This is a genomic window from Cupriavidus sp. 21MJTG02-4, assembly GCF_057798975.1.
In genome coordinates this window covers 389,318-411,470 of sequence record NZ_JBYOJP010000001.1, presented here as the reverse complement: position 1 = coordinate 411,470, position 22,153 = coordinate 389,318, and the positions used below count along the sequence as shown (strand labels likewise).

Annotated in this window: 22 protein-coding genes; 15 read left to right on the top strand and 7 right to left on the bottom strand. The window is 67.3% G+C overall.

Annotation, left to right across the window (positions count from 1 at the left end; all coding sequences use genetic code 11):
* Positions 1–104 precede the first annotated feature (104 nt).
* The 11 genes from bioA to AC3FKH_RS01965 all read left to right on the top strand — a co-directional run bounded on the left by bioA (position 105) and on the right by AC3FKH_RS01965 (position 10,770).
* Entirely contained in the window at positions 105–1,514 is a 1,410-nt protein-coding gene (bioA, locus tag AC3FKH_RS02015; RefSeq protein ID WP_488672486.1) for an adenosylmethionine--8-amino-7-oxononanoate transaminase, read from the top strand.
* Entirely contained in the window at positions 1,504–2,730 is a 1,227-nt protein-coding gene (gene bioF, locus AC3FKH_RS02010) for an 8-amino-7-oxononanoate synthase (protein ID WP_488672484.1), read from the top strand. The genes bioA and bioF overlap by 11 nt, the downstream gene beginning before the upstream one ends.
* Entirely contained in the window at positions 2,727–3,464 is a 738-nt protein-coding gene (gene bioD, locus AC3FKH_RS02005; protein ID WP_488672482.1) for a dethiobiotin synthase, read from the top strand. The genes bioF and bioD overlap by 4 nt, the downstream gene beginning before the upstream one ends.
* Positions 3,465–3,482: 18 nt before the next feature.
* The gene (gene bioB, locus AC3FKH_RS02000; RefSeq protein WP_483710145.1) at positions 3,483–4,508 is read left to right on the top strand and encodes a biotin synthase BioB; all 1,026 of its coding nucleotides are present in this window, start codon (positions 3,483–3,485) and stop codon (positions 4,506–4,508) included.
* A gap of 74 nt (positions 4,509–4,582) precedes the next feature.
* Entirely contained in the window at positions 4,583–6,607 is a 2,025-nt protein-coding gene (locus AC3FKH_RS01995; protein ID WP_488672480.1) for an acetyl/propionyl/methylcrotonyl-CoA carboxylase subunit alpha, read from the top strand.
* Between the two features lie 100 nt (positions 6,608–6,707).
* Complete coding sequence (locus tag AC3FKH_RS01990; protein WP_488672478.1) at positions 6,708–7,649, top strand: 2-hydroxyacid dehydrogenase; 942 nt, start codon at positions 6,708–6,710, stop codon at positions 7,647–7,649.
* Between the two features lie 37 nt (positions 7,650–7,686).
* Positions 7,687–8,622, top strand: coding sequence for a hydroxymethylglutaryl-CoA lyase (locus AC3FKH_RS01985; RefSeq protein ID WP_488672476.1), 936 nt, complete (start codon positions 7,687–7,689; stop codon positions 8,620–8,622).
* Between the two features lie 30 nt (positions 8,623–8,652).
* Positions 8,653–9,162 carry a YbaK/EbsC family protein gene (locus AC3FKH_RS01980; RefSeq protein ID WP_488672474.1) on the top strand — a complete coding sequence of 170 codons (510 nt, stop codon included), beginning with the start codon at positions 8,653–8,655 and terminating at the stop codon, positions 9,160–9,162.
* The gene (locus AC3FKH_RS01975) at positions 9,159–9,587 is read left to right on the top strand and encodes a thioesterase family protein (RefSeq protein WP_488672473.1); all 429 of its coding nucleotides are present in this window, start codon (positions 9,159–9,161) and stop codon (positions 9,585–9,587) included. The genes AC3FKH_RS01980 and AC3FKH_RS01975 overlap by 4 nt, the downstream gene beginning before the upstream one ends.
* Before the next feature lie 4 nt (positions 9,588–9,591).
* Positions 9,592–9,828 (top strand): DUF1289 domain-containing protein, encoded by a 237-nt coding sequence (locus AC3FKH_RS01970; RefSeq protein WP_488672471.1) that lies wholly within the window; start codon positions 9,592–9,594, stop codon positions 9,826–9,828.
* A gap of 12 nt (positions 9,829–9,840) precedes the next feature.
* Complete coding sequence (locus tag AC3FKH_RS01965) at positions 9,841–10,770, top strand: MBL fold metallo-hydrolase (protein ID WP_488672470.1); 930 nt, start codon at positions 9,841–9,843, stop codon at positions 10,768–10,770.
* A gap of 32 nt (positions 10,771–10,802) precedes the next feature.
* Here the strand turns inward: AC3FKH_RS01965 and AC3FKH_RS01960 are convergent, their stop codons facing one another.
* The 6 genes from AC3FKH_RS01960 to AC3FKH_RS01935 form a co-directional block, all read right to left on the bottom strand.
* Positions 10,803–12,932, bottom strand: a complete 2,130-nt coding sequence (locus tag AC3FKH_RS01960; protein ID WP_488672469.1) for a TonB-dependent receptor — start codon at positions 12,930–12,932, stop codon at positions 10,803–10,805.
* A 155-nt stretch (positions 12,933–13,087) separates the two neighbouring features.
* Positions 13,088–13,498: a hypothetical protein gene (locus AC3FKH_RS01955; RefSeq protein ID WP_488672467.1), complete on the bottom strand. Its 411-nt coding sequence runs from the start codon at positions 13,496–13,498 to the stop codon at positions 13,088–13,090.
* The gene (locus tag AC3FKH_RS01950) at positions 13,488–14,675 is read right to left on the bottom strand and encodes a GTP-binding protein (RefSeq protein WP_488672465.1); all 1,188 of its coding nucleotides are present in this window, start codon (positions 14,673–14,675) and stop codon (positions 13,488–13,490) included. Before AC3FKH_RS01950 ends, AC3FKH_RS01955 begins: the two co-directional genes overlap by 11 nt.
* 189 nt (positions 14,676–14,864) lie before the next feature.
* Complete coding sequence (gene dksA, locus AC3FKH_RS01945) at positions 14,865–15,284, bottom strand: RNA polymerase-binding protein DksA (protein ID WP_211947140.1); 420 nt, start codon at positions 15,282–15,284, stop codon at positions 14,865–14,867.
* 581 nt (positions 15,285–15,865) lie between these two features.
* Entirely contained in the window at positions 15,866–16,939 is a 1,074-nt protein-coding gene (locus AC3FKH_RS01940) for a CobW family GTP-binding protein (RefSeq protein WP_488672463.1), read from the bottom strand.
* A gap of 31 nt (positions 16,940–16,970) precedes the next feature.
* Positions 16,971–17,489, bottom strand: coding sequence for a Fur family transcriptional regulator (locus tag AC3FKH_RS01935; RefSeq protein WP_488672461.1), 519 nt, complete (start codon positions 17,487–17,489; stop codon positions 16,971–16,973).
* A gap of 318 nt (positions 17,490–17,807) precedes the next feature.
* On the opposite strand from AC3FKH_RS01935, the gene AC3FKH_RS01930 reads away from it, so the two are divergent.
* From AC3FKH_RS01930 to hslU, 3 genes are all read left to right on the top strand, one after another.
* Positions 17,808–18,794 (top strand): tripartite tricarboxylate transporter substrate-binding protein, encoded by a 987-nt coding sequence (locus tag AC3FKH_RS01930; RefSeq protein ID WP_488672459.1) that lies wholly within the window; start codon positions 17,808–17,810, stop codon positions 18,792–18,794.
* Between the two features lie 243 nt (positions 18,795–19,037).
* Positions 19,038–19,574, top strand: coding sequence for an ATP-dependent protease subunit HslV (gene hslV, locus AC3FKH_RS01925; RefSeq protein ID WP_483710158.1), 537 nt, complete (start codon positions 19,038–19,040; stop codon positions 19,572–19,574).
* A 50-nt stretch (positions 19,575–19,624) separates the two neighbouring features.
* A complete protein-coding gene (hslU, locus tag AC3FKH_RS01920) occupies positions 19,625–20,956 on the top strand; it encodes an ATP-dependent protease ATPase subunit HslU (protein WP_488672457.1) in 1,332 nt (443 codons plus the stop codon).
* A 69-nt stretch (positions 20,957–21,025) separates the two neighbouring features.
* Here the strand turns inward: hslU and AC3FKH_RS01915 are convergent, their stop codons facing one another.
* Complete coding sequence (locus tag AC3FKH_RS01915; protein WP_488672455.1) at positions 21,026–21,583, bottom strand: YcnI family copper-binding membrane protein; 558 nt, start codon at positions 21,581–21,583, stop codon at positions 21,026–21,028.
* A 271-nt stretch (positions 21,584–21,854) separates the two neighbouring features.
* Between AC3FKH_RS01915 and AC3FKH_RS01910 the strand changes: the two genes are divergently transcribed.
* Positions 21,855–22,151: a hypothetical protein gene (locus AC3FKH_RS01910; protein ID WP_488672882.1), complete on the top strand. Its 297-nt coding sequence runs from the start codon at positions 21,855–21,857 to the stop codon at positions 22,149–22,151.
* The last annotated feature ends 2 nt before the right edge of the window (positions 22,152–22,153 follow it).

Below are 22,153 nucleotides of genomic sequence, written 5' to 3'. Positions count from 1 at the left end.
CCGCGCCGGCAGATTCCTAACATAGCCCTCCCGAACCCTTCCATCCCTATCGCCCGGCCCAGTTGCCGGCGCGCCACGCGGAGGGTCAACCAAGGAGGACTCCCTTGCAACAACAGTCCCTGCATGCCCCGGCCGGCGATTCGCTTGGCCAGCGCAGCAAGCGCGCGGTCTGGCACCCGTGCACGCGGCTGCGCCCAGATGACGACGTGACGCCGCTGGCCATCGTGCGCGGCGAAGGTCCGTGGCTTTACGATGCCAATGGACGGCGCTACTTCGATGCCACCAGTTCCTGGTGGGTCAACCTGTTCGGCCACGCCAACCCGAAGATCAATGCCGCGCTGGTGGACCAGCTCCAGACGCTGGAGCACGTCATGCTCGCAGGCTGCACGCATGCGCCCGCTGTCGAGCTGGCCGAACGCCTGTCGGCGCTGACCGGCGGCGCGCTCGGCCACGCGTTCTACGCATCGGACGGCGCATCAGCGGTGGAGATCGCGCTCAAGATGAGCTTCCACTACTGGCGCAACACCGGCCTGCCGGCCAAGCGCGAGTTCGTCTGCCTGGCCAATGGCTACCACGGCGAAACCGTGGGCGCGCTGGGCGTGACCGATCTTGACGTCTTCCGCGATGCCTATGACCCGCTGATCCGCCGCGCGCACGTCGTGATGTCGCCGGACGCGCGCCAGGCCGCAGCGGGCGAGACCGCCGCCGATGTCGCCACGCGCGCGCTGGCCGCGTTGGAGACGCTGCTGCGCGAACGCGCTGGCCAGATCGCCGCGCTCATCGTCGAGCCGCTGGTGCAGGGCGCCGCCGGCATGGCCATGCACGATCCGTCCTACCTGGAAGGCGCGCGCGCCTTGTGCGACCGCTATCGCGTCCATCTGATCGCCGACGAAATTGCCGTCGGCTGCGGGCGCACCGGCACCTTCTTCGCATGGGAGCAATGCCGCGACGGCGAGCAGCCGCTGCCCGCGCATGCGTGGCCCGATTTCCTGTGCCTGTCCAAGGGCATCAGCGGCGGCTACCTGCCGCTGTCGCTGGTGCTGTCGCGCCCGGAGATCCAGCGCGCCTTCGTCGCCGACGATCTCGCGCGCAGCTTCCTGCATTCGCATTCCTATACCGGCAACCCGCTGGCCTGCCGCGCCGCGCTGGCCACGCTCGACGTGTTCGCGCAGGACGACGTGATCGCGCAGAACCGTGATCGCGCGCAGTGGCTGGCCGATGCGATGGCGCCGTTCGCAGACGATGCACGCCTGCACCGCATGCGCCAGCGCGGCCTGATCTGGGCCGTCGATGTGCGCGACGACGTCGCCGGCGAAGGCTTCGCCGGAAGCTTCCACCGGGCTGCGCAAGCGCGCGAGTTGCTCGTGCGGCCGATCGGCAACACGCTGTACGTGATGCCGCCCTATGTCTTCGACGCCGCGCAGGCGCGCTGGCTGGCCGGGCAACTGCTCGCCACGCTGGACGATGTGCTCGGCCCTACCCATGCCAACAAGGAGGCCCGCCATGCTGCTTGAACAACTGCGCCGCGCAGCCGATGAACGCCAGGCCCGCGCGCTCACGCGCCGGCGCCGCATCGCGCATACGGCCTGCGCCCCGCACCAGTCGGTTGGACCGGTCGATACGCCCGCGCCGCAGTCCTTGCTGACCTTCTGCAGCAACGACTACATGGGGCTGGCCAGCCACCCCGATGTCGTCGCCGCGCTTGCCGAGGGCGCCCGGCTGTATGGCGCAGGCAGCGGCGCCTCGCACCTGGTCAGCGGCCATTCACTGGCGCACGCACGGCTCGAAGAAGAACTGGCGCGCTGGTTTGCCCCATACATCCCGCAAGCCCGCACGCTGTATTTCTGCACGGGCTACATGGCCAACATGGCCGTGCTGACGGCGCTGGGCACCGCGGGCGCGACGCTGTTCTGCGAGTCGCTCAACCATGCCTCGCTGATCGACGGCGCCCGGCTTGCGCGCGCCGACGTGCAGCGCTACCCGCACTGCGACGCGGCCGCGCTCGATGCGCTGCTCGGCGCCAGCACCAGCCCGCTCAAGCTGATCGTGACCGACAGCGTGTTCAGCATGGACGGCGACGTGGCGCCGCTGGCCGAACTGCTCGCGCTGGCCGAACGCCACGACGCATGGATCATCGTCGACGATGCGCACGGCTTCGGCGTGCTCGGCGACGACGGCCACGGCGTGCTGCAGGCGCTGGGGCTGAACTCGGAGCGCCTGATCTACATCGGCACGCTGGGCAAGGCCGCCGGCGTGGCGGGCGCCTTCGTGGCCGCGCACGAGACCATCATCGAGCACCTCGTCAACACCGCGCGCCCCTACATCTACACCACGGCCGCGCCCCCTGCGGTGGCCCACGCACTGCTGGCGAGCCTCGCGATCATCGAAGGCGAGGAGGGCCGGCAACGCCGCGCCAACCTGAACCAGCTGATTGCCGACCTGCGCGCCGGCCTGGCGCCGCTGGCGGCGGCAGCGGGCTGGCAGTTGGGCGACAGTGCGACGGCCGTGCAACCGCTGATCGTCGGCGACAACGCCACCTCGCTCGCGCTGTCGGCGCGGCTGGAAGCCGACGGCATCCGCGTCGGCGCGATCCGGCCGCCGACCGTGCCGGAGGGCACCGCGCGGCTGCGCATCACGCTGTCCGCCTCGCATACGGCCGCGGACGTGCAGCGGCTGGTCGGCGTGCTGGCCGACGCCGTGATGCGCGACGCGAAGCAGGAGGCCGCATGAGCCAGCCCGCGAAGTTCCAGTGCTTTGTCACCGGGACCGATACCGGCGTGGGCAAGACCCATGCGAGCGCCACGCTGCTGCACGCGCTGCATGCAGCCGGCTATGCCACTGCCGGCATGAAGCCCGTGGCCAGCGGCAGCGAATGGCGCGGCGACCACTGGCACAACGATGACGTGGCTGCACTGCGTGCCGCCAGCTCGGTCACGGTGCCGCTGGCGCAGACCTGTCCGTTCCTGCTGCGCACGCCGTGCTCGCCGCACCTGGCTGCCGCGCAGGAGGGCGTGCGCATCACGCGCGCACCGATCCGCCATGCCTTCGATGCGCTGCGCGAGCAGGCCGATGCCGTGGTCGTCGAAGGCGTCGGCGGTTTCCATGTGCCGCTCGATACCGGCGCGGTGCGCTGGAGCACGGCCGACCTTGCCGGGATGCTGGCGCTGCCGGTGGTCCTGGTGGTGGGCATCCGCCTGGGCTGCCTGAACCATGCCGTGCTGACCGCCGAGGCCATCCGCGCGCGCGGCCTGACATTGGCCGGCTGGATCGCCAACCGCGTCGATCCGGACATGCTGCTGGCCGACGAGAACATCGCCACGCTGCATGGCGCGCTCGATGCGCCGTGCCTCGGCGAATTGCCGTGGCAAGTGGCGCCGGCCGATGCCGCCGCGCGCCTCGACCTGGCGCCGCTGCTTGCCTGCTCCTCCCAATACCAGTCCGAGGCACAAGACCTCGCTGCCTGACATAAAACCGAACCGATCATGACCCAAGCCACTCAGACCGTCGCCACCATTTCCCCCGAATCGCTGCGCCAGACCGCGCGCAGCCACGCACTGCCCGAAGATGCCCGCTGGAGCGTCGACGACGTCGCCGCGCTGTTCGCGCTGCCGTTCAACGACCTGCTGTTCCGCGCGCAGCAGGTGCACCGCGAGAACTTCGACGCCAATACCGTGCAGCTGTCCACGCTGCTGTCGATCAAGACCGGCGGCTGCGAGGAAGATTGCGGCTACTGTCCGCAAAGCGCGCACCATGATGCCGGCGTCAAGGCCGAGAAACTGATGGCGCTCGACGAAGTGCTGGAAGCCGCCCGCACGGCCAAGGCCAACGGCGCCACGCGCTTCTGCATGGGCGCCGCGTGGCGCAGCCCGAAGGACCGCCACCTGGAGCCGGTGATGGACATGGTGCGCGAGGTCAAGGCCATGGGCCTGGAGACCTGCGTCACGCTGGGCATGCTGAAGGCCGAACAGGCGCAACAGCTCAAGGAAGCGGGCCTGGACTACTACAACCACAACCTCGATACCTCGCCCGAGTTCTACGGCAAGATCATCACCACGCGCACCTACCAGGACCGGCTGGATACCATCGGCCATGTGCGCGATGCCGGCATCAACGTCTGCTGCGGCGGCATCGTCGGCATGGGCGAAGCACGCGAGGCGCGCGCCGGGCTGATCGCGCAGCTCGCCAACATGGACCCGTATCCCGAGTCGGTGCCCATCAACAACCTGGTGCAGGTCGAAGGCACGCCGCTGGCCGGCACCGATGCGCTGGACCCGTTCGAGTTTGTCCGCACGATTGCCGTGGCGCGCATCACCATGCCGGGCGCGATGGTGCGCCTGTCCGCGGGGCGCGAGGCGATGGAAGAGGCCTTGCAGGCGCTGTGCTTCATGGCCGGCGCCAATTCCATTTTCTACGGCGACAAGCTGCTGACCACCGGCAACCCGCAAGCGGACCGGGATCGCGCGCTGCTGGCCCGCCTGGACATCCGCGCCGAAGGCCACGCAGGCTGAATAGTTAAGAAATCACCACGCAGAGGGCTCCCCGCCGTAAGATCCCGATAACCGGGTCAAAACGGAGGGAGCTCATGTTCAGCAAGATCCTGATCGCCAACCGCGGCGAGATCGCCTGCCGCGTCGCCGCCACCTGCCGCCGGCTGGGCATCCGCACCGTCGCGGTCTACTCGGACGCCGACGCCGATGCGCGCCACGTCGCCTTCTGCGATGAAGCCGTGCATATCGGCGGCGCCGCGGCGCGCGACAGCTACCTGCGCGCCGACCACATCATCGAGATGGCGAAGGAAACCGGGGCGCAGGCGATCCACCCCGGCTACGGATTCCTCTCCGAGAATGAAGCCTTTGCCGAGGCGTGCGCCGCGGCGGGGCTCGTCTTCATCGGCCCGCCGGCCTCGGCCATCCACGCGATGGGCAGCAAGAGCGCGGCCAAGCAGCTGATGGAAAAGGCCTCGGTGCCGCTGGTGCCCGGCTACCACGGCGAAGACCAGAATCCAGGCTTGCTGCGCAGCGAGGCCGACCGCATCGGCTACCCGGTGCTGCTCAAGGCCAGCGCAGGCGGTGGCGGCAAGGGCATGCGCGTGGTGGAATCGGGCGATGCCTTTGAAGCGGCGCTCGCCTCCGTCAAGCGCGAGGCATCGGCCAGCTTCGGCGACGACAAGGTGCTCGTCGAAAAGTATCTGACGCGACCCCGCCATATTGAAATTCAGGTCTTTGCCGATACCCACGGCGACTGCGTCTACCTGTTCGAGCGTGATTGCTCGGTGCAGCGCCGCCACCAGAAGGTGCTGGAAGAAGCGCCCGCGCCGGGCATGACGGAAGAACGTCGCCGCGCGATGGGCGAAGCCGCCGTCGCAGCCGCGAAGGCGGTCGGCTATGTCGGCGCGGGCACGGTCGAGTTCATCGCCAACCAGGACGGCTCGTTCTACTTCATGGAGATGAACACGCGCCTGCAGGTCGAGCATCCGGTCACCGAGATGATCACCGGACAGGACCTGGTCGAGTGGCAACTGCGCGTGGCCGCGGGCGAGCCGCTGCCGCTGAGGCAAGAAGAACTCCGCATCGGCGGCCACGCGCTCGAAGCGCGCATCTACGCCGAGAATCCCGACAAGCAGTTCCTGCCTTCCACGGGCACGCTGCGTTTCCTGCGCACACCGCCCGCCGTGCAGTTCATGCGCGGCTGCGATGCCCACGGTCCCGCAGGTGTTCGCATCGACTCCGGTGTGCGCGAAGGCGACACCACCAGCCCCTACTACGACCCGATGATCGCCAAGCTGATCGTCTGGGGCAAGGATCGCGACGAAGCCCTCGCACGCATGCGCCAGGCGCTGGCGGCCTATCACGTGGTCGGCCTGTCCACCAACGTGGCATTCCTGCAGCGGCTGTTGAAATCCGAAGCGTTCCGCACGGCCGATCTCGACACGGGGCTGATCGAACGCAACGAGGCCACCCTGTTCCCGGCGCCCGCGCCGGTCGGCATGGAGATCATCGCGCTCGCGACCGCCGCGCTGCTCGACCGCGAAACGCGCGAGCGCCGCATCGACGCGGCCGACCAGCATTCGCCGTGGACGCATGCCGGCGCGTGGCGGCTCAATGGCGGCGCCACGCGCGCGCTGCGTTTTGCTTACGGCAGCCATACGCTCGATGTCGTGCTGACCGCGAACGAGCGCGGCAGCACGCTGATCTATGCCGACCAGGCGGCGCCGTTCCGCGCATCGTGCCAGGCCGACGATATCCGCGTGGATCTCGGCACGCGTCGCGCGCATGGCCAGGTCCATGTGGAGGGCAATGATTTCCACGTCTTCAACGCCGGACGCCACGCGGTGCTCGGCTGGCTCGACCCGCTCGCGCACGCGGGCGAAGCCGAGGGCGAGGGCGGCAAGCTGACCGCGCCGATGCCGGGCAAGGTCATCGCCGTCATGGTCGAACCGGGCAGCACGGTGACGCGCGGCACGCCGCTGCTGGTGATGGAAGCCATGAAGATGGAGCACACGATCAGCGCGCCGGCCGATGGAGTGGTCAGCGAAATCCTGTACGGCGTGGGCGAGCAGGTGGCGGAAGGTGCGCAGTTGCTGGCGTTTGCGAGCGGTGAGGCCTGAACCGCAGGCGGCGCGGGGCGATTGCCGGCCACTGGCGGGCACCGTCCCGCAACCTCTGCCAAAATGATCCATCCCGCCACGGAAGACCCGGAGTCCCTCCATGAAGTTGCAGTTGTATGTGCCTGACGGCCGCTATGAACCCTGGATCGAAGGTTTTGCGCAGGCGCTGCCCGAAGCCGAGTGCCTCAAGTGGGAGGACAGCCGCGGCGAATCCGCGGACTACGCCGTGGTCTGGCGCCCGCCCGTGGAGATGCTGCGCGGCCGCACCGACCTGAAGGCGGTGTTCAACCTGGGCGCCGGCGTGGACGGCATCCTGGGCCTGCGTGACCAGGACCCCGACGCGCTGCCCGCTGGCGTACCCATCGTGCGCCTGGACGACGCTGGCATGGCCGCGCAAATGGCCGAATACGTCACGCATGCCGTGCTGCGCTATTTCCGCCGGCTGGACGACTACGCTGCCCAGCAGCAGGCCGGCAACTGGAAGTTCCTGAAGCCACACCGCCGCGCGGAGTTCACCATCGGCGTGATGGGCGTCGGCGCGCTGGGCACGCATATCGCCAGCACGCTGGCCGGTTTCGGCTTTCCGGTGCGCGGCTGGAGCCGCTCCGCGCGCGCCATCGAGGGCGTGGTGGGATTCCATGGCGATGCGGGCCGCGCCCCGTTCCTGGATGGCCTGCGCGTGCTGGTCAATGTCCTGCCGCTGACGCCGCAGACCGAAAACATCCTGAACGGCGAACTGTTCGGCAAGCTCGCAAAGGGCGCCTACGTGATCAACGTGGCGCGTGGACAGCACCTGGCCGAGGACGACCTCCTTGCCGCGGTGCAGGCCGGGCAGATCGCCGGCGCGACGCTGGATGTGTTCCGCACCGAGCCGCTGCCAGCTGCGCACCCGTTCTGGCAGGAGCCGCGCATCACCATCACGCCGCATATCTCGGCGCTCACGCTGCGCGAGGACAGCATCGCGCAGATCGCAGGCAAGATCCGCGCGCTGCGGGCCGGCCAGCCGATCGCGGGCGTGGTCGACCTGCAGCGCGGCTACTGAAGCGCCACGCAGAGAACAACAGATATTGGAGATAGCCATGAACCTGCCCAACTACGTGAAGATCGTCGAGGTCGGACCGCGCGACGGCTTGCAGAACGAAAAGGCCATGGTGCCGACCGACGTCAAGGTGGCGCTGATCAACCAGCTGACCGAGGCCGGTTTCGTCAATATCGAGGCCGCGTCCTTTGTCTCGCCGAAATGGGTGCCGCAAATGGCCGACGGCGCCGACGTGATGGCGCGCATCCAGCGCCGCCCGGGCACGCTGTATTCGGTGCTCACGCCCAATATGAAGGGACTGGAGGGCGCGGTGGCGGCCGGTGCCGACGAGGTCGTGATCTTCGGCGCCGCCAGCGAGGCGTTCTCGCAGAAGAACATCAACTGCTCGATCGCCGAATCGATCGCGCGCTTCGAGCCGGTGGCGGCGGCCGCGAAAGAAAAGAACATTCGCGTGCGCGGCAGCATTTCGTGCGCGCTGGGCTGCCCGTACCAGGGTGAGGTGCCGGTGAGCGCCGTGGTGGACGTGGTGCGCCGCATGCGCGCCCTGGGCTGCGACGAGATCGATATCGCCGACACCATCGGCGTGGGCACGCCGGGCAGGGTGCAGGACGTGATGCGCGCGGTGTCGGCGGAATTTGCGCTTGACCGTCTGTCGGGGCATTTCCACGATACCTATGGCCAGGCGCTGTCGAACATCCTGGCCAGCCTGGAAGTGGGCATCTCGATCTTCCACGCATCGGTGGCCGGCCTGGGCGGCTGTCCGTACGCGAAGGGTGCGACCGGCAACGTGGCGACCGAAGATGTGCTGTACATGCTGCACGGGCTTGGCATCCATACCGGTATCGACCTGGAAGCCGTGGTGCGCACGGGCGACTACATCTCGCAGGCGATCGGCCGCGCCAACAGCTCGCGCGTGGGCCGCGCGCTGCTGACCAAGTGGGCCGCCGCCAGCGACGCCGCGCCCATGTGCGCGTGAGCCAAGTAACCGAACGACGAAGGAGCAAGAATGAGCCAGTCCGCTGACCAGGACGCCGTATTGCCGGAATCCGCACAGCGTGTTGCCGGCCTGCTGGCCGAACTCGGGCATGATCGCCCGGTGGTGATGCTGCCGGCCACCGGCAAGACGTCCGCCGAGGCGGCCGCCGGCCTGGGCTGCAGCGTGGCGGAGATCGCCAAGTCGATCATCTTCCGGCGCGTCGAGGACGATGTGCCGGTGCTGGTAATTGCCAGCGGCAGCAACCGTGTCGATGAAGCCAAGGTGGCGGCGCGTGTCGGCGCGCTGGGCAAGGCCGATGCCAGGTTCGTGCGCGAGAAGACCGGCTATGCCATCGGCGGCGTCTGCCCGATCGGCCATGCGGTGCCGCCGGTCATGCTGCTCGACCAGGACCTGTTCCGCTATGACAGCCTGTGGGCCGCGGCGGGGCATCCGCACGCGGTGTTCAACCTGACGCCGCAGCAGCTGCAGCAGATGACCGGCGCGGAAGTGGCCGACGTGGCCCTGGGAGCGGCGGCATGAGCCCGGAACTGCGGCCCGGCCTGGAGTTCTCGTGGCAGTACCTCGTGCCGCGCAAGGCCACGGTGCCGCGCCTCTACGATGACATCCCGATGTGCACGGAGATGCCGGACGTGCTGGCCACCGGGTACATGGTCGGCATCATGGAGTGCGCCTGCCTGCAGGCACTGCGCGAACACCTGGACTGGCCACACGAGCAGACGCTTGGCACGCTGGTCAGCTTTACGCACCTGGCCGCCACGCCGCCGGGCATGACCATCACGGTCAAGGGCCGGCTGGTGGAGGTGGATGGACGCAGGCTGCGCTTTGAAGTCAGCGCCTGGGACGGCGAGGACAAAATCACGGAGGGCGTGCACGAGCGCCACGTGATCGATGCCGCGCGCTTCAACCAGAAGGTCGCCGCCAAGGCTGCCCGGGTTGCCGGCTGAGACCATGGCGCTGACGGCTGCCCTGATCCGGGACATCACGCGCCGCGCACGATCGGCGCAGGCTGCGCAGCCGGTGCCTTCGCCATGCCGCAACGTATGTCGCATGGACGCCGACAGCGGCTATTGCGAAGGCTGCCTGCGCACCATCGAAGAGATTGCCGGCTGGTCGGCCATGGCCGAGGACGACAAGCGCCGCGTCTGGACGCAATTGGCGCAGCGCGCCGCCTGGCTGGACGAATAGGAGACCCTTGCCTTGAGCGACACCACGCCCCCGCAGTTGCCGGCCAACGTGCGCGTGTTCGAACGCGGCTGGCTGTCGGCCAACAACATCCTGTTCATCGACGGCGACGATACCGCGCTGGTCGACAGCGGCTACGTCACGCACGCGCCGCAGACCGTGGCGCTGGTCGAATCGGCGCTACAGGGGCGTTTGCTGAAGCGGCTCGTCAATACCCATCTGCATTCCGACCATTGCGGTGGCAATGCCGCACTGCAGGCGCGCTGGCAGCCGCACACGTCGATTCCCGGCGCCGAAGCGGCAGCCGTCTCGGCGTGGGATGTCGATGCGCTGACCTACAAGGCCACGGGCCAGCAATGCGAGCGCTTCACGTTCGATGCGCTGCTGCATGACGGCGACAGGCTGCGCCTTGGCGGCATCGACTGGCAGGTGGTCGCCGCGCCGGGGCATGATCCTCACGCGGTGATGTTGTTCGCGCCGCAGCCGCGCATCCTGATTGCCGGCGATGCGTTGTGGGAAAACGGCTTCGGGGTGATTTTTCCCGAGCTGGAAGGGGAGAGCGGGTTTGTGGAACAGGCCGCGGTGCTGGAGCGCATTGCGGAACTCGATGTGCGCGTGGTGATTCCCGGCCACGGCCGCCCCTTTGCCGACGTGGCCGGAGCCCTCGAACGGGCGCGTGGCCGGCTCGCTTACCTCGGTGGAGATCCGCAACGCAATGCGAGCCACGCGCTCAAGGTGCTGGTGAAGTTCAAGCTGCTGGAAGTGCAGCGGATAAAGCGCGATGCACTGCTGGCGTGGATGGAACAGGCGCCGCTGATGGTGACCATGCGCGAACGCTTTATGGCCGCGCAGTCGATGGAGGAGATCCTGTCGCAGACGCTGCGGGCGTTGGCGGGGGTTCGGGCGTTAAGGGTTGAGGGGGAGGCGGTGGTGAACGTTGATTGACGTCCCGTCCCCTCGGCCCTGCAACCCGGGCCTCAGAACATCGTCCTGAAGCCCACCTTCACACTCCTGCCCGGCATCGGCGCAATATCCCTGAGGATCGAGGAAGCGTTGCGCGCTTCCTGGTTGGTCAGGTTGTCGCCGCGCAGATAGACCAGCGTCTGCGTACCGGAGGTCTTGAACTTGTACGTCAGCGCCAGACTCAGCAGCGTGTAGGCGTCGGTCGGCGTGTCGTTGGTCGGCACGCGCGTTTGCTTTGCCGCGTAGGTGACATCCACGCGCGCTCCCCACGGACCCGCGCCATAGACCAGCGCGCCACCGAGCCGCAGCGGCGCGAGTCTCGGCAGCGGTTCACCGGTATTGCGATCCTCCCCGCGCACGTAATCCGCCCGGGCTTCGAAATCCAGCGTATCGCTCGACGTCAGCATCTTCTGGAACAACCGCGCCTTGCCTTCGGCCTCGAAGCCGTACAGCGTGGCCGGTACGCCCAGGTACTGGAACTCGGGCAGCGAGCCGGGGCTGCCGGGGGCGACGACATCGCCCGCATCGTCGCGCGCGCGGCCCGTCGACATCAGCGCCAGGTAGTTGGCGAAGCGGCTGTAGTAGCCCGACACGCTCGCGCTGTGCGGGCCGTACTTGTAGCGCATGCCGAGATCGACGGAGGTGGCGCGCTCCTTGCTGGCATTCGGGTCGCCTAGCTCCCATGAACCGGTGGCCACGTGCGGCCCGTTGGCGTACAGCTCGTAGAAGGTCGGCGCGCGCTCGGTGTACGAGACATTGCTGGTGAGCGACCACAGCGCGTTCAGCTTGTACAGCAGGCCCGCCGAGGCACTGGTGGCATTGAAGCTGCGGTTGGCATCGGTGAAGCGGTCATTGCCATTGGCGCTGGCGCGGATGCTGCTGTGATCGAGCCGGCCCCCAAAGTTGAGCTTGAAGTCGCCAGTGCTGTCCAGCGGCAGCTCTTCGAACACGAACAGTGCGGCGTTGTCGGTGTCGGTGCTCGGCACGAACGCCTCCTCGCCCAGCGCCGAGAACTGCGTGTGGCCGAACTGCGTGCCGACCACCCCGCTCATCCTGCCGATCTTGGCATGCTTGGCCTCGAAGCGCGCGTCCCAGCCCTGGTTCTTGAAGATGGTGCCGGTTTCGCCGGCCTCGATTTCCTTGTGCTCGTAGTCCGTGTAGCTGAACTTGCCCTTGACCGATTCGATGAGGCCTGAGGTGTTGCCTTGCAGGTTGCGCGCCTCGCCTTCGAGCGCGAAGCGGTCCTGCCGCATCTTCAGCCGTACGTCATCCTCGGCCGGCGTGCCGTATTCGTTGCGGTAGGCGCTGTAGTTGGCGCCGATGAAGCCGTCGGCCCAGGTGTAGGAGCCGCCCAGCGAGCCGCCGTCCTGCTGCGCGCTGGTGTTGGGCAGGCGGCCGCTGGCCTCGGTCTCGCCTTCGGGCAGCGGCTGGCTGGCGCGCAGGGGCGCGCTGCGCGCGAAGCCCGGAATCTTCAGGTCGCTGGTCTTGCGCGCGAAGGCATCGGCGTGGATCGCGAACTGGCCGTTGCCGGCCTCGACCAGTGCGCTGGCATTGCGCGCCGCATCGCCGCCGGCGGTAGCGCTCGCGTCGACTGCGCCGCCGACGCCCTCGATCGGCTCCTTCGGAATGCGGTTGTCGATCACGTTGACCACGCCGCCGATGGCATTGCCGCCGTACATCAGCGCGGCTGGCCCACGTACGACTTCTATGCGCTCGGCGACGAGCGGGTCGACCGGCACCGCGTGGTCGTAGGACAGCGTCGAAGCATCGACCGTGGAGCCCCCGTTCTGCAGCACCTTGATGCGGTCGCCATCCAGGCCGCGGATGATGGGGCGGCTGGCGTTGGGGCCGAAGTAGCTCGACGACACGCCAGGCAGCTTGTCCAGCGTCTCGCCGAGCGTGCTGTTCTGGCGCAGCGACAGCGCATCACCGCTCAGTGCGGAGACCGGCGCGACCATGTCGTTCAGCTCGCTGCCAAGCGGGTTCGCGGTGACCACCACTTCCTTGAGGGTGGCGGCAGCGGGCGCGGCGGTGGTCGCGGGTTCGCTGGCGGTCTGGGCAAACGCGCTGGTGGAAACAATCAGGGCAGCAATGGCTGCCAGCGGCGTGCGCCGCGGGATGGGGTGATGCAGGGTAGGAGACATGGCTCGCGATTCGATGCGATGGCAATCGGGCGGACGGCCGTGCCGGTGGCGGCGGTGCGCGCGCCCCGCACGATCAGGTGCGGGACGCGCGCAAAGCCGGCCGGCATGGACGCACGCGTTCGTACTGCGGGCAGGCGGCAAGGCCGCGGCCCGGCTCAGGCGAAGGCGGGCGTGTGCGCCGGCGGCGCGCGCGAGCGGAAAGGGTAGGCGGAGGGAAGATCGGGCCAGCGCCAGGCCAGGTTGGCCGGCTTGACCGGTTTGCCAAAGGCCGTCGTGATTGCCGGCAGATGGCAGAAATGGCTGTCGGCGACGGTGGCGCCATCGAACAGCACGCACGAGTGCCCGGCCAGCTTCTGCGCGAACGGACTGGCGTCGCCATGATCCGTGGCGCCCGCTTCGGCGGCCATGACGGACAGCGGCGCGCCCATCAGGCCACCGTGGGCCACACGGTGCACAAGGCCCGCATGCTGCGCGCCCAGCAGGCACAGCACCAGCCACACCGCGTGCCACAGCCCGGGACCACGCGCGCGCAGGCGGACGAGAGACCGGGTGATCTCAGTGATCATGCGGGTGGCCACAGTCGCAGTCGCCGTGCGTGTGGTCATGGCCGTGATGATGGCCATGGTCGTGATCGTGGCCCTCGTCGTCGAAGGCATCTTCCCAGGCGGGGAACGGGTCGGCATAGGCGGCCCAGGCATCGGGGCCGGCGGCCATTTCGGCGTCGGTCAGCAGGCAGGCGTCGAGGCAGGCTTCCAGAGCGTTGCGGTCGAGATCCACGCCGACCAGCGCCAGTTCCTGGCGGCGGTCGCCGTATGGCGCCGGCTGGCCATCGTCGAGCATGTCGGCGTCGAGCGCGGCGCGGTCCGCCGCATCGGTCGGCCATTCGGACGGATCGAGGGCGGCCCACCATGCGCCCGCGGCGGCGGGACGGCATACGCCGCCGGCCTGGGCCCAGTCACCGGCGATGCCCATGCGGCTGGCCAGCCAGAACAGGCCCTTCGAACGTAGCACGTTGCCATGCTCGCGCATCCATTCGGTATGGATCAGGTCGGCAAAGCGGCCAGGATGAAACGGCCGGCGGCGGCGGTAGACGAAGCCGCCGACGCCATGGGACTCCGGCAATGACTCGCCGCGCTGCAGCGCCAGCCAGCCTGGTGCGCTGGCGGTTTCCTCGAAGTCGAAGCGGTTTGTGTCCAGCACGCTCGCGGCCGGAACCTTGCCGAAGCTCGCCGGGATGACTTCCGCGCGCGGGTTGAACGCGCGCAGGATGGCGCCGAGCTGCGCCAGCGCATCGGCGCTGACGAGATCCGCCTTGTTCAGCACGATCACATCGGCGAACTCGACCTGGGCGATCAGCACGTCGACCACGGTGCGGTCATCCTCATCGCTGTCATCGGCCTGCGGCGCGATGCGGTCACGCAGGAACTCGGCGTCGTTGACGTCGCGCAGGAAGGTCGAGGCATCCACCACGGTGACCAGCGTGTCCAGGCGCAGTGCCGTGCCCGCACCATGCTCGTCTTCGAACAGAACGGCCTCGGCGATTGCCATGGGGTCATCCGTTCCCTCGGCCTCCAGCTGCAGGTGATCGAAACTGCCGCTGCCCGCCAGTTCGGTGGCTTCCGGCAAACTGCCGGCCACGCCTACGCGCTTGCCGGCACTGGCGGCAAGCAGATGCTGCAGCAAGCTGGACTTGCCGGCGCCGGTGAATCCGGACAGCACGGTAACGGGCAGGCGATTGGCCATGGTAGGGACGAGCAGAGGGGCGCCGCGCGGCGCACCCGGTGTTATTGCAACAAAGTTGCGACTGTACCAGAAAGACCCTGCCGCCGACAGCTGCGGGCTTACACCATAGTAATGTCGTCGTCGTGCCGCGACAAAGCAAAACGGCCCGGAGATCCGGGCCGTCGGGTTGCTCAGCGGCGGGCGCGCGGCTCAGTCGCCGAACAGCTTCTGGCGCAGTTCGCGGCGCTGCTGCGCTTCGAGCGACAGCGTGGCGGTCGGACGAGCCAGCAGGCGCGGCACGCCGATCGGCTCGCCGGTTTCCTCGCACCAGCCGTAATCGCCGGACTCGATGCGGGTCAGCGACTGCTCGACCTTCTTGAGCAGCTTGCGCTCGCGGTCGCGCGTGCGCAGTTCCAGGGCGTGCTCTTCCTCGATCGTGGCGCGGTCGGCCGGATCCGGCACGATGACCGTTTCGCGCAGGTGTTCCGTGGTCTGATCAGCGTTCTTCAGGATTTCGTCGCGCAGCTGCTCAAGGCGATGCTTGAAGAAGGCGAGCTGCGCTTCGTTCATGTAATCCTTGTCGCTCATCTTCAGGATTTCAGCTTCAGTCAGAAGTTTGTTGCTGCTCATGGTTGCTGCTGATTCTCTTGTTGATCTGACCGGCGGCGTCTGGGTCCGCTCGGGTGCTGTGTCCGCGTGCTTGCGCGGGGCGGACGTTTCACTCTGGCTGGCTGCAGTCTTGCTGCTTCGCGGGCCTCCCTTGGTCTCGACCGCGCCGGCGTGGGCCGTACCGCCGCGGGGAGCCGGCGCAGCCTTCACAGACTGCGCCTTGAGCGTCTCTGCCGCGGCACTACCTGTCTTGCTGCGGCTTTCTTTCGTCTTCGTTGCGGCTGTCATGGGGACACCTCTCTCTCGCGTCGGTATGGAACGGCGCGTGCCGGGTCCCCAAGCGGAGGGCGGTCTCCGCACGAAGCCCTGCGACCGCACCTGCCGGCGGCCTGCCTCGTGCTGACGACAACCGCCGCCCTGCAACACCGGCGGCGGGAAAAAGGTGCGCCGTCGGTATCAAATCCGGCCTATTGTACTTGAACAAAATTTTCCAAGATACGGAAAAGGCCTTGCCATAACTTCGGTGTTTCCCCGGTACCCCGAATGGGGGAGATGCCAGGGACGACACGTAGCGAGGGGCCGCCATGAGGCGGCTGCCGCACTCAGGCCAGGCAGTTGGCCAGGCCTTTCAGAATCGCATCCCGGGGCAGGTCCACGCCGATGAACACCATCTTGGTGCCGGGAGTCTCATCCTCCCACTTGGCGCCGACGTCGCTGCCCATCAACTGGTGCACACCCTGGAACACGACTTTCCGGTCCACACCCTCCATATATAGTACGCCCTTGTAGCGCAAGAGTTTTTCGCCATAGACGGCCAGGATGCCGGACAGGAATTCCTCGAGCTTGCCGTAGTGGAACGGCTTGTCGCTGCGGAAGACGAACGACGCGATGTGGTCGGTGTGGTGGTGATGGTGGTGGTGGTCGTGGCTGTGGTCATGGCCACAGTCCGTGCCGCAGTGCTCGCCGTGCTCGTGCTTGTGATCATGGTCGTGGCCATGACCATGGTCGTGATCGTCGGCGCTGAGGAATTCCGGGTCGATCTCCAGCTTGGCGTTCAGGTTGAAGCCGCGCAGGTCGAAGATGGTGTCGATCGGCGTTTCGCCGAAATTGGCCTGGCGGATCGGCGCGCGCGGATTCATATGCAGCAGGCGGTGGCGCAGGTCGGCCACGTCGGCTTCGCTGACCAGGTCCGACTTGGTGATGAAGATGGCGTCGGCAAAGCCGACCTGGCGCTGGGCCTCTTCCTGCTTGTCGAGCTGCAGATGGGCATGCTTGGCATCGACCAGCGTGATCACCGCGTCCAGCAGGTAGCGCGAGGCGATCTCGTCGTCCATGAAGAAGGTCTGCGCCACCGGGCCGGGATTGGCCACGCCCGTGGTTTCGATGACCACGCGGTCGAAATCGAACTCGCCGGCGTCGCGCTTGGTCATCAGGTCGGACAGCGCCTGGACCAGGTCGCCCCGGATGGTGCAGCAGATGCAGCCGTTGCTCATCTGCACGATCTGCTCGCGGCCGTCCTGCACCAGGATCTCGTTGTCGATGTTTTCTTCGCCGAATTCGTTTTCGATCACGGCGATCTTCATGCCGTGCTGCTCGGTGAGGATGCGCTTGAGCAGGGTGGTCTTGCCGCTGCCGAGGAAGCCGGTCAGGATCGTGACCGGGATCAGTTTTGACATGGGTGGGTTCTCCGGGGGAATAGTGGACGTCTCAGGACGGGCTGCCCTGCGGCCGCGGCATGCGCGCGCCGCAGTCGGCGCACACGCCGTTCACGGTCAGTTCGACATGTTCGATGGCAAAGCCGCTGGGCACGCGCGGCGGGGCGGGCTGTGCCGGGAGGCTGGCGTCGTCGAGGCAAAAGGTGCGGTCGCAGCGCGTGCAGTGGAAGTGGCTGTGCTGGCGATGCACCTCGGCGCGCGCGGCCTCGTGCTCGATCAGGCTGAAGCGGAACACCCGGTCGTTGCCGGCGCGCTTCTGCGCCACGCCCTGTTCCACCAGCCAGTCCAGCACGCGATACACCGTGACGCGGTCGATGGCCTCGCCCGCTCCGGGCAGGCGGTCGATCACGGCCTGGTGCGTCAGGGCTTCGTCGCTTGCGATGAGGCAGGCAAGGATGCACAGCCGCGGCTGCGTCACGCGCGCGCCTAGCCGGCGCAAGCGTTCCTGGGCTGCTTCGAAAACGGCCGGCGCCGGTGGGGTATCGGGCTGGCTCGGGATCAGACGGGTCATGCGGAAGATTTAACCATAGGCCCTGCGCTGTTGCAATTCAGTTGCGTGTGGGCTGGCCGCAGTGGCTCGTATGTTCTCACTGCCTGTCGCATCAAGTTGCAGCGGGTTAGCCCTGATTCCGTTCGGATGTCTGCAGTTGGTAACATCAACGCCCGGCCCGGCCGCCATACAGGCCATACAGTCGAATGGGCCGCGCTGCCAACAGCCATGGTCGATCGCGCAACGGGACTACCCCGCCTGATTGCGCACGGACCGCGTCATGACACGCGGCATCCGGCACCGGCGGCGCTTTGCAGACGGAAAGAATTGGAGAGCACTATGAAACGAGTTGCAAAATTGGTCGCCGCCATCGCGGCAGTGGGCGCCATGGGCGCATATGCCGGCGCGCAGGCTCAGGAGTTTCCGGGCGGCAAGCCGATCTCGGCGGTGGTGCCGTTCTCGGCTGGCGGCCCGACCGACAAGGTCGCGCGCGAGCTGACCGCGATCATGTCCAAGCACCTGGGCTCGACCGTTGTGATCGAGAACCTGGGCGGTGCCGGCGGCACCATCGGGGCCAAGAAGGTGGCGCAAGCCAAGAACGACGGCCACACGATCCTGATCCACCATATCGGCATGGCCACCGCCCCGGCGCTGTACCGCAACCTGGGCTTCGATCCGCTCAAGGACTTCGAGATGGTGGGCGAGATTGCCGACGTCCCGATGATCATGGTCGGCAACAAGCAGTTGCCGCCGAACAGCTTCAAGGACCTGCTGCCGTACATCAAGGCCAATGCCAGCAAGCTGTCGCTGGCCAATGCCGGCATCGGTTCGGCCTCGCACCTGTGCGGCCTGCTGTTCCAGAGCGCGATCCAGACCGAGCTGACCACGGTGCCGTACAAGGGTGCCGCACCGGCGCTGACCGATATCCTGGGCGGCCAGGTCAACCTGCTGTGCGACCAGACCACCAACCTGGCTGGCCACCTCAAGGCCGGTTCGGTCAAGCCGTACGCGGCCATGCAGGCGCGCCGCGTGGAAGCGTTCAAGGACGTGCCGACCGCGCAGGAGCAGGGCATGCCGGGCGTCGAAGTCAAGGTCTGGCACGCCATGTACGCACCCAAGGGCACGCCGAAGCCGGTGATCGACAAGCTGTCGGCCGCGCTGCAGAAGTCCGTGACCGACCCGGTATTCCGCGCCAAGATGGCCGAGCTGGGGGCCGAGGCGGTGCCGGCACAGCGCGCCACGCCGGATTCGCTGCGCACCTACCTGAGCGCCGAAATCAACAAGTGGACCCCGGTGATCAAGAAGGCCGGCGTCTATGCCGACTGAGTGATGCGAGACGCGGGGGCGCCGGTTGGTGCTGCCTGCCTCGAACCAGCAAAAAGGCCATGCGACTGCGCATGGCCTTTTTGTTTTGCGGGCGACCGAACCGTACCGGGCGCGGCGGCGTCCTATATTTGTCAGATTGCGTGGATGCGACTGCGCACCTGCAGATGGCGTAGCACCCAGCGGCCCTTGAAACCGGACTGATGCGTCGCCACCTACCGTCCTGACATATTCACGGAAGCCACCATGGAACAGTATCACGGCACTACCATCGTCAGCGTCCGCCGCGGCAATCAGGTCGCGCTCGGCGGTGATGGTCAGGTCACTCTCGGCAATATCGTGATGAAGGGCACCGCACGCAAGGTGCGCCGCATCTACAACGGCAAAGTGCTGGTGGGGTTTGCCGGCAGCACGGCCGACGCGTTTTCGCTGCTGGACCGCTTCGAGGCCAAGCTGGAAAAGTACCAGGGCAACCTGACCCGCGCCGCGGTCGACCTCGCCAAGGACTGGCGTTCGGACCGCGCGCTGCGCCGGCTGGAGGCCATGCTGATTACCGCCGACCGCGACACCACGCTGGTCATCACCGGCAACGGCGACGTGCTGGATCCCGAGGGTGGCATCGCGGCGATCGGCTCGGGCGGCTCGTACGCGCAGTCGGCCGCGAAGGCGCTGGTGGAGAACACCGAGCTGGCGCCGAAGGACGTGGTCGAGAAAGCGCTGACCATTGCCGGCGAGCTCTGCATCTACACCAACACCAATTTCGTCATCGAAACGCTGGAATAAGCGCCGCGCGGCCCGCGCACGGGCCGGCCCGCCCCCACTGAACGGATACCATGTCGCATACCATGACCCCGTCGGAAATCGTTTCCGAACTCGACAAGCACATCATCGGCCAGAACAAGGCCAAGAAAGCCGTGGCCGTGGCGCTGCGCAACCGCTGGCGCCGCCAGCAGGTGGCCGATCCGCTGCGCCAGGAAATCACGCCCAAGAACATTTTGATGATCGGCCCGACCGGCGTCGGCAAGACCGAGATCGCGCGCCGCCTGGCCAAGCTGGCGGATGCACCCTTCATCAAGATCGAGGCGACCAAGTTCACGGAAGTCGGCTACGTCGGCCGTGACGTGGATACCATCGTGCGCGACCTGGCCGAGATGGCCATCAAGCAGACGCGCGAATCCGAGATGAAGAAGGTGCGCACCAAGGCCGAAGAGGCGGCCGAGGACCGCCTGCTCGACGTGCTGCTGCCGCCGCCGCGCGACATTGGCTTCTCGCAGCCGGAAGAGAAGGATTCCAACACGCGCCAGGTGTTCCGCAAGAAGCTGCGCGAAGGCCAGCTCGACGACAAGGACATCGAACTGGAAGTCGCCGCCGGCCTGCCGAGCATGGACATCATGGGTCCGCCGGGCATGGAGGAAATGACCGAGCAGATCCGCTCGATGTTCGCCGGCATGGGGCAGGGCAAGAAGCATCGCCGCAAGATGAAGGTCAAGGAAGCCTTCAAGCTGCTGATCGACGAAGAGGCCGCCAAGCTCGTCAATGACGAAGAGCTCAAGCACAAGGCCATCACCAACGTCGAGCAGAACGGCATCGTGTTCCTGGACGAGATCGACAAGATCGCCAACCGCAGCGAAATGGGCGGCGGGGAAGTGTCGCGCCAGGGCGTGCAGCGCGACCTGCTGCCGCTGGTGGAAGGCACGACGGTGAGCACCAAGTACGGGATGATCAAGACCGACCACATCCTGTTCATCGCCTCGGGCGCGTTCCACCTGTCCAAGCCGAGCGACCTGATTCCGGAACTGCAGGGCCGCTTCCCGATCCGCGTCGAGCTCGATTCGCTGTCCGTGCAGGACTTCGAGGCCATCCTGACGCAGACCGACGCGAGCCTGACCAAGCAGTACCAGGCGCTGCTGAAGACCGAAGGGGTCGAGCTGCAGTTCGCGCCGGACGGCATCCGCCGGCTGGCCGAGATCGCGTTCTCGGTCAACGAGAAGGTCGAGAACATCGGCGCGCGCCGGTTGTACACGGTGATGGAGCGGCTGCTGGAAGACCTGTCGTTCCACGCGACCAAGTCATCGGGCGAGACGGTGACGGTCGATGCCGCCTACGTGAACGAGCGGCTTGGCGATCTGGCGGTGAACGAAGACCTGTCGCGCTACGTGCTGTAAGCGCGGCGGCTGACGGCCAGCAAAAAGGGCGCACCAGGTGCGCCCTTTTTTGCGTCCGCGTCGGACGTATCAGTGCGAATGTCCGTGCGCGTGCCCCTCGGGCGCCAGCACCTCCAGTGCCGCGGCGGGCGATTTCAGGTCGCGCGTGGTCTGCCCATCGGCCGGCACCTGTGTCCATTCGGCCGTGCCGTTCTCGCACTCCTGCACCACCGGGAAGTAGAGCTTGCCGCCTTGCTCGGGCAACTTCATCAGCATCACGAATTCATCGAAATGCGCGTCGGCCAGCGTGCCGCCGAACCAGCGCAGCGTGCGCACGTCGTCGGTCATCAGCTTGCCGTGCGACTGCACCGGCCTGGCCAGCGGCGCGCGCTTGACCTCGAGTTGCCAACCGGCCTTGGGCTGCGGATGCGCGCCCTGCACGCCTTCGGGAATGGTGACGGTGATGGCGCGCGTGGCGCTGCCGTTGCAGCCATGGCCGACCATCAGCGCGCCCTTGTAATAGCTGCCGGCTTCCGCCTGTTTCTGCTCGAAGACGACGTGGGCCGATGCGGTGGCGGACAGTGCCATCAGCGCCGCCGGCAGCAGCCACTGGCGCGCCTGCCGGCGCGGGGAAAGCGGGAAATGCATGAAGGGCTCCTTGTCAGGCCGCCAGTCTAGCGTTGCACGCGGCGGCGCGGGCTGGCGCCCGATGCGGCTTAGTGCCGCACCTTGGCTGCGGCCTCCTAGGACACGGCTTCATGTCAGGGCGTATCGGGGTGCCACCTGTCGGTAAGGTTGGTAAGCATTGGTAAGCACACTGGCGCACACCCATCGCGCAATGAGACGCTTGCGCACCTTGAGCCCCATGGCAGATGCGGGAGCCACCGCATTGCAAACTACCTACTGGCAGGAGGAAAACCTGGTGAAGACACAATTCAGCCGCGTCATGATCGCGACCGCCGGCCTGCTGGCCACGCTGGCGGCGGCCACTGCATTCCTGTGCATGCGTCCGGCGAACGCCACCGCGCATGCCCCCCATCACGGCAACCTGGGCGCCGCGGCGGTCGCCGCCGCCACGCTGGCACTGCAATCCGGAGAGCTTTTCACGCTGGCGGACCGCCACGCGAGCGATGCCTTGCGCGTCGTCGCGCAGGGCGATGGCCCCGATGGCGCGGGCGACGCGCTCGAGTGGGACTACGTACAACTGCGCCTGTAACG

Bases quoted from the DNA above. Each gene is read 5' to 3' on its own strand.
- bioF (WP_488672484.1), top strand. From the start codon at position 1,504: ATGCTGCTTGAACAACTGCGCCGCGCAGCCGATGAACGCCAGGCCCGC.
- bioD (WP_488672482.1), top strand. From the start codon at position 2,727: ATGAGCCAGCCCGCGAAGTTCCAGTGCTTTGTCACCGGGACCGATACC.
- bioB (WP_483710145.1), top strand. From the start codon at position 3,483: ATGACCCAAGCCACTCAGACCGTCGCCACCATTTCCCCCGAATCGCTG.
- AC3FKH_RS01995 (WP_488672480.1), top strand. From the start codon at position 4,583: ATGTTCAGCAAGATCCTGATCGCCAACCGCGGCGAGATCGCCTGCCGC.
- AC3FKH_RS01990 (WP_488672478.1), top strand. From the start codon at position 6,708: ATGAAGTTGCAGTTGTATGTGCCTGACGGCCGCTATGAACCCTGGATC.
- AC3FKH_RS01985 (WP_488672476.1), top strand. From the start codon at position 7,687: ATGAACCTGCCCAACTACGTGAAGATCGTCGAGGTCGGACCGCGCGAC.
- AC3FKH_RS01980 (WP_488672474.1), top strand. From the start codon at position 8,653: ATGAGCCAGTCCGCTGACCAGGACGCCGTATTGCCGGAATCCGCACAG.
- AC3FKH_RS01975 (WP_488672473.1), top strand. From the start codon at position 9,159: ATGAGCCCGGAACTGCGGCCCGGCCTGGAGTTCTCGTGGCAGTACCTC.
- AC3FKH_RS01970 (WP_488672471.1), top strand. From the start codon at position 9,592: ATGGCGCTGACGGCTGCCCTGATCCGGGACATCACGCGCCGCGCACGA.
- AC3FKH_RS01960 (WP_488672469.1), bottom strand. From the start codon at position 12,932: ATGTCTCCTACCCTGCATCACCCCATCCCGCGGCGCACGCCGCTGGCA.
- AC3FKH_RS01955 (WP_488672467.1), bottom strand. From the start codon at position 13,498: ATGATCACTGAGATCACCCGGTCTCTCGTCCGCCTGCGCGCGCGTGGT.
- AC3FKH_RS01950 (WP_488672465.1), bottom strand. From the start codon at position 14,675: ATGGCCAATCGCCTGCCCGTTACCGTGCTGTCCGGATTCACCGGCGCC.
- dksA (WP_211947140.1), bottom strand. From the start codon at position 15,284: ATGAGCAGCAACAAACTTCTGACTGAAGCTGAAATCCTGAAGATGAGC.
- AC3FKH_RS01940 (WP_488672463.1), bottom strand. From the start codon at position 16,939: ATGTCAAAACTGATCCCGGTCACGATCCTGACCGGCTTCCTCGGCAGC.
- AC3FKH_RS01935 (WP_488672461.1), bottom strand. From the start codon at position 17,489: ATGACCCGTCTGATCCCGAGCCAGCCCGATACCCCACCGGCGCCGGCC.
- AC3FKH_RS01930 (WP_488672459.1), top strand. From the start codon at position 17,808: ATGAAACGAGTTGCAAAATTGGTCGCCGCCATCGCGGCAGTGGGCGCC.
- hslV (WP_483710158.1), top strand. From the start codon at position 19,038: ATGGAACAGTATCACGGCACTACCATCGTCAGCGTCCGCCGCGGCAAT.
- hslU (WP_488672457.1), top strand. From the start codon at position 19,625: ATGTCGCATACCATGACCCCGTCGGAAATCGTTTCCGAACTCGACAAG.
- AC3FKH_RS01915 (WP_488672455.1), bottom strand. From the start codon at position 21,583: ATGCATTTCCCGCTTTCCCCGCGCCGGCAGGCGCGCCAGTGGCTGCTG.